The sequence below is a fragment of the Microbacterium sp. K35 genome, assembly GCF_004794375.1.
Lineage (GTDB): Bacteria > Actinomycetota > Actinomycetes > Actinomycetales > Microbacteriaceae > Microbacterium > Microbacterium sufflavum.
The window spans coordinates 1-4,664 of record NZ_SSDM01000177.1 but is presented as its reverse complement, the minus strand read 5'-3'; the positions used below and the strand labels follow the sequence as shown (position 1 = coordinate 4,664).

At 67.9% G+C, this 4,664-nt stretch carries 4 protein-coding genes; 1 reads left to right on the top strand and 3 read right to left on the bottom strand.

What is annotated here, in order from left to right:
* Positions 1 to 83 precede the first annotated feature (83 nt).
* Genes DW299_RS06855 through DW299_RS06845 form a run of 3 tightly spaced genes read right to left on the bottom strand, consistent with a single transcriptional unit; the run spans position 84 to position 3,261 of the window.
* Positions 84 to 1,010, bottom strand: coding sequence for a carbohydrate ABC transporter permease (locus DW299_RS06855; RefSeq protein WP_205814344.1), 927 nt, complete (start codon positions 1,008 to 1,010; stop codon positions 84 to 86).
* Positions 1,011 to 1,012: 2 nt separating this feature from the next.
* Positions 1,013 to 1,984, bottom strand: a complete 972-nt coding sequence (locus tag DW299_RS06850; protein WP_136036141.1) for a carbohydrate ABC transporter permease — start codon at positions 1,982 to 1,984, stop codon at positions 1,013 to 1,015.
* Positions 1,985 to 2,013: 29 nt separating this feature from the next.
* On the bottom strand, positions 2,014 to 3,261 hold the full coding sequence (locus DW299_RS06845) for an extracellular solute-binding protein (RefSeq protein WP_136033332.1): 1,248 nt from the start codon (positions 3,259 to 3,261) through the stop codon (positions 2,014 to 2,016).
* A 301-nt stretch (positions 3,262 to 3,562) separates the two neighbouring features.
* Between DW299_RS06845 and DW299_RS06840 the strand changes: the two genes are divergently transcribed.
* Positions 3,563 to 4,462 (top strand): SIS domain-containing protein, encoded by a 900-nt coding sequence (locus DW299_RS06840; RefSeq protein ID WP_136036140.1) that lies wholly within the window; start codon positions 3,563 to 3,565, stop codon positions 4,460 to 4,462.
* Positions 4,463 to 4,664 lie beyond the last annotated feature (202 nt).

Below are 4,664 nucleotides of genomic sequence, written 5' to 3'. Positions count from 1 at the left end.
TCACCGCCGCGCTCGGGGTGCGCTGGAGTCCGCAGCAGCTGCGCGCCGCCGCGGCCCCCCGCCCCTGAACCCGCCCGCGCGGGCTACTTCACGCTGCCCGCGGTGAGGCCGCCGACCAGGCGCTTCTCGATCAGCATGAACAGGATGATCACCGGCAGGATCGCGACGATCGAGACGCCGAACACGTACTGCCAGCTGGTCTCGTACTGACCCACGAACTTCGTCAGCGCCACCGACAGCGGCTGGTTCTTGTCGGTCGACAGGATCACGAGCGACGCGGCGAACTCGTTCCAGCAGGCCACGAAGGTGAACACGATCGCGGTGACGATGCCCGGCCACACGAGCGGCAGGTTGATGCGGAAGAGCACCGTCAGGCGTCCTGCGCCGTCGATCTGCGCCGCCTCATCGACCTCCTTGGGGATGCCCGCGAAGAAGGAGTGCATGATCCACACCGCGAACGACAGGTTGAACGCGGCGTTGATGAAGATCATCGCGGCCCACGTGTCGCCGAGGCCGAGCGTGGTGAACTGCCGGAACAGACCCGACGTGAGCACCGCCGGCTGCAGCATCTGCGTGACGATCACGAGGAACAGGAACACCATGCGGCCGGGGAACGTGAACCGCGCCGTGTAGTACGCGGCCGGGAGCGACACCAGCAGCACGAGCAGCGTCGCGAACACCGAGATGACGATCGTCGACACCAGGTTGTACGGCAGCGGCGTCTCGGGCGTCGACCACATCGTGAGGTAGTTCTCCCAGTGCCACTCGGTCGGGAGGTAGGTCGGGTCGACCGAGCGGATCTGCGCCTTGGTCTTCACCGAGCCGAAGAACATCACGAGGTACGGCAGCACGAAGATCGCCAGCACGAGGAACCCCGCGGCCGTGCGCAGGATCACGCGCGGCAGCGACACCTGGTCGGCGGTGTAGCGGCGCCGACGGCCGGGGATCGGCGGGGTGCGGCGACCACGGGAGTCGGCGGTGGTCACGAGGGCGGTCTCGGTCACGGTCATGATCAGACCTCCTTCATGGGCTTGACGATCTTCACGTACGCCGCGACGATCACGATCACGATGAGGAAGGCGACGACGGACAGGGCGCTGGCGACGTCGACCTTCTTCTGCAGCTCGATGTACTTGAAGATCAGGGTCATGATCGTGTCGGCGCCGTAGCCGGGGATCGACCCGGTCATCACCTTGAGGATCGGCAGCGAGTTGAACACGTTGATGATGTTGATGAGGATCGCCACGGCGAGGGCGCTGCGCAGCTGCGGCAGCACGATCGCCCAGTAGGTGCGGGCGGGACCGGCGCCGTCCATCTTCGCGGCCTCGATCGCGTCGGCGGGCACGGCCTGCAACCCGGCGAGGATCGTGTACGTGGTGAACGGCAGCGACACGAACACGGCGATCACGATCGACCAGGTGAACGCGGTCGCGGGGTTCTTCGTCCACCCGTAGCCGACCGCGTCGTCGGAGAGCCCGATGTCGTAGAGGAACTTGTTGAAGATGCCGAAGTACGGCTCGAGGCTGTAGTAGAACACCATGGTCGTCATCACGACCGAGGCCGCCCACGGCACGATGACGGCCATGCGCACGAGCTGGCGCCCGGGGAACGCCTTGTTGAGGATCTGCGCGAGCCCGAGCGAGATCACCACGGTGAGCGCGACCACCGACACGACCCACACGATCGTGCGGAAGAAGATGGGCCAGAACTCCGCGAACGTGAACACGGTGACGAAGTTGTCGACGCCGACCGAGCCCTTGTCGAGCCCGGAGAGGGAGATGTCGCGCGTCGAGTTGAAGAACATGACGCCGGCGGGGAACAGCACCACGCCGATGATGAGCACCAGTGCCGGTGCGATCCAGGGCAGCGCCTGGAGGAGGTCCCGTCCGCCGGGGCGGCCGCGACCGGCGGCCCCGGCGTCGGGGGTGCGGGGGCGGCCGGTCGCCGCCCCCGCGAGGTTCGAGGATTCTGTGGTCTGGCTCATGGGATACCCGAACCTCTCCGTTCTGCGGGTCAGCCCGCGTCGACCTGCGCCTGGATCTCGGTCAGCACGTCCTGTGCCGGCTTCGACTGGAGCTGACCGAACAGCGACTTGAACGCACCGTCGGCGGCCGACCACTTCGGGTTCGTCGACGGGTAGAACTGCGCGTCGGGCAGCACGTCGAGGAACGGCTTGAGCGCCTCCTCGCCGGACAGCTTCTCGGCGCCGGACTTGGTGACGGGCAGGAAGCCCTCGGCCTGCACCCACGGCACGTACACGTCGGGGGCGTAGTAGTAGTCGAAGAACTTGGTGATCGCGTCCTTCTTGTCGTCGTCGTTCTGGAACGCCATCAGCTGGTCCATGACGCCGAGCGTGAACGGCGAGCCGTCCTTGGTCGGGATCGGGACGATCGAGTAGTCCAGCTCGGGGTTGCTGTCGGCGATCTGCCCGACCGTGGGCGGCAGGCCGACCTGCATGCCGATCTTGCCCTGGATGAAGATGTCCATCAGCGGGGAGCGCTGCGTGGAGCCCGGGTCGGCCTGGGTCGCACCGGCGTCGATCATCTTCTTGATCTGCTCGGCACCGACGAGGTTCTCGGGGGTGTCGATCGTGATCTCGGACGCGTCACCGAACGAGCCGCCGCCGCCCCACAGCCACACGGCCGCCTCGGCCTGTGCCTCTTCCGAGCCGAGGGGCATGCCGTATCCGGCGACCCCGCCGCCGAGCGCGGAGACCTTGGTGGCCGCGTCGAGCAGCTCGTCCCAGTTGGTGGGCGCCTCGACACCCGCCTGCTGCAGCAGGGTGTTGTTGACGAAGAGGGCGCGCGCGGAGGCGATGAGCGGCAGGGCGTAGGCCGTGCCGTCGATCTCGGCGTTCTTGATGAAGGAGTCCTGGAAGTCGGAGTAGACCTCGTCCGACACGACGTCCTTGACCGGGTAGAGCAGCTCGTCGCCGACGAACCCGGCGAACGGCCCGCCGTTGTAGATGTCGGGAGCCTCGCCCGCCTGGATCTTGGTGGAGATGACCTTCTCGAGGTTGTCCCACGACTGCACTTCGAGCTTCACGTCGATGTCGGGGTTCTCCTTCTCGAACCCGTCGATCACGTCTTCCCACAGCCCCTTCGTCGCGTCGGAGTAGCTGGGGACGAGCAGGTCGAGCGTGGTCTTGCCGTCGGCGTCCCCGCCGCTGTCGCCGCCCGAACCGCCGAATCCGCACGAGGCGAGCGACAGCGTGGCGACGGCCGCGACGGCAGCCGCCCCGAACCGCAGTGACTTCTTCATGGGCATTGCATTCCTCACTGTGTGTGCCGTGGTCGGTGGGCGGGCGAGCCGCCGTCCGACGGAGCGGGGGTGGTGCACAGTCGCAGAACACTCTTCACGCGACGGTGCGTGGTGATCGATCGCGGTGAGGGCGACCTCTCGGGTCAAGCCGAAGCTTGGGTGGAACGTACAGATTATTTGTCAGGCAAACAAACAAAATCAAGCATTCGCCCGATCTTGCTCGATGGTGGTGACATACTATGATCGAAACGCACCCGAAAGAATCACAAATACGCAACTACTCGTCTGAAAGGGTCGACCGATGACCGAAAACCTGCCCGGCGCGCACATGCGCGAAGAACTCCTCTCGCAGCCGGAGATGTGGCAGCGCGCCGCCGATCTCACCGCCGAGCAGGGGCGGCTGCCCGCCCGCGGGGCCAGGGTCGCGGTCGTCGGATGCGGCACCTCCTGGTTCATGGCGCAGTCCTACGCCGCGCTGCGCGAGTCCACGGGACATGGGGAGACCGACGCGTTCGCCGCCTCCGAGGCCTTCGTCGACCGCGGCTACGACGCCATCGTCGCCCTCACGCGGTCCGGCACCACGAGCGAGGTCCTCGATCTGGTCGAGCGCGTGCGCGGACGCGTGCGCACCGTGGGTGTGATCGGCGACCCCGACTCCCCGCTGGTCTCGCTCGTCGACGACGCCGTGCTGCTGCCGTTCGCCGACGAGCAGTCGGTCGTGCAGACCCGCTTCGCCACCACGGCCCTCGCCCTCTTCCGCGCCTCGCTCGGGGAAGACCTGAGCGGGGCGATCGCCGACGCGACCGCCGTGCTCGCCGAGCCCGAGGTCGACGCCGAGCTGCGTGACGCGGAGCAGTACACGTTCCTCGGACGGGGCTGGACCATCGGGCTCGCGCACGAGGCCGCCCTCAAGCTGCGCGAGTCGTCGCAGTCGTGGACCGAGGCCTACCCGTCGATGGACTACCGCCACGGCCCGATCGCGATCGCTGCCCCCGGCCGCGTCACCTGGCAGTTCGGCGACGCCCCCGACGGGCTCGCCGACGAGGTGCGTGCCACGGGCGCCCGCTTCGAGCACCGCGCCATCGACCCCCTCGCCGACCTCGTGCGCCTGCACCGCACGGCCCTCGACCGTGCCCTCGCGCGGGGACTCGACCCCGATCAGCCGCGCAACCTCACGCGATCCGTCATCCTGGATGCATGACCCGCGCACGCACCGGAGCCGAACGATGACCCCGATCGACGGAGCGGACGCGATCCCCGACGTCGAGAAGGACGCCTCCGGCGAGACCCTCGCCGCGGTGCGCTCGCTCGGCCCCGGTGCCCCGGCGCTCGCGTTCGACGTGGGCGGCACCGACATCAAGTCGGCCCTCTTCGACGCCGACGGCACGGCGCTCGGGCTGCGG

Bases quoted from the DNA above. Each gene is read 5' to 3' on its own strand.
- DW299_RS06855 (WP_205814344.1), bottom strand. From the start codon at position 1,010: ATGACCGTGACCGAGACCGCCCTCGTGACCACCGCCGACTCCCGTGGT.
- DW299_RS06850 (WP_136036141.1), bottom strand. From the start codon at position 1,984: ATGAGCCAGACCACAGAATCCTCGAACCTCGCGGGGGCGGCGACCGGC.
- DW299_RS06845 (WP_136033332.1), bottom strand. From the start codon at position 3,261: ATGAAGAAGTCACTGCGGTTCGGGGCGGCTGCCGTCGCGGCCGTCGCC.
- DW299_RS06840 (WP_136036140.1), top strand. From the start codon at position 3,563: ATGACCGAAAACCTGCCCGGCGCGCACATGCGCGAAGAACTCCTCTCG.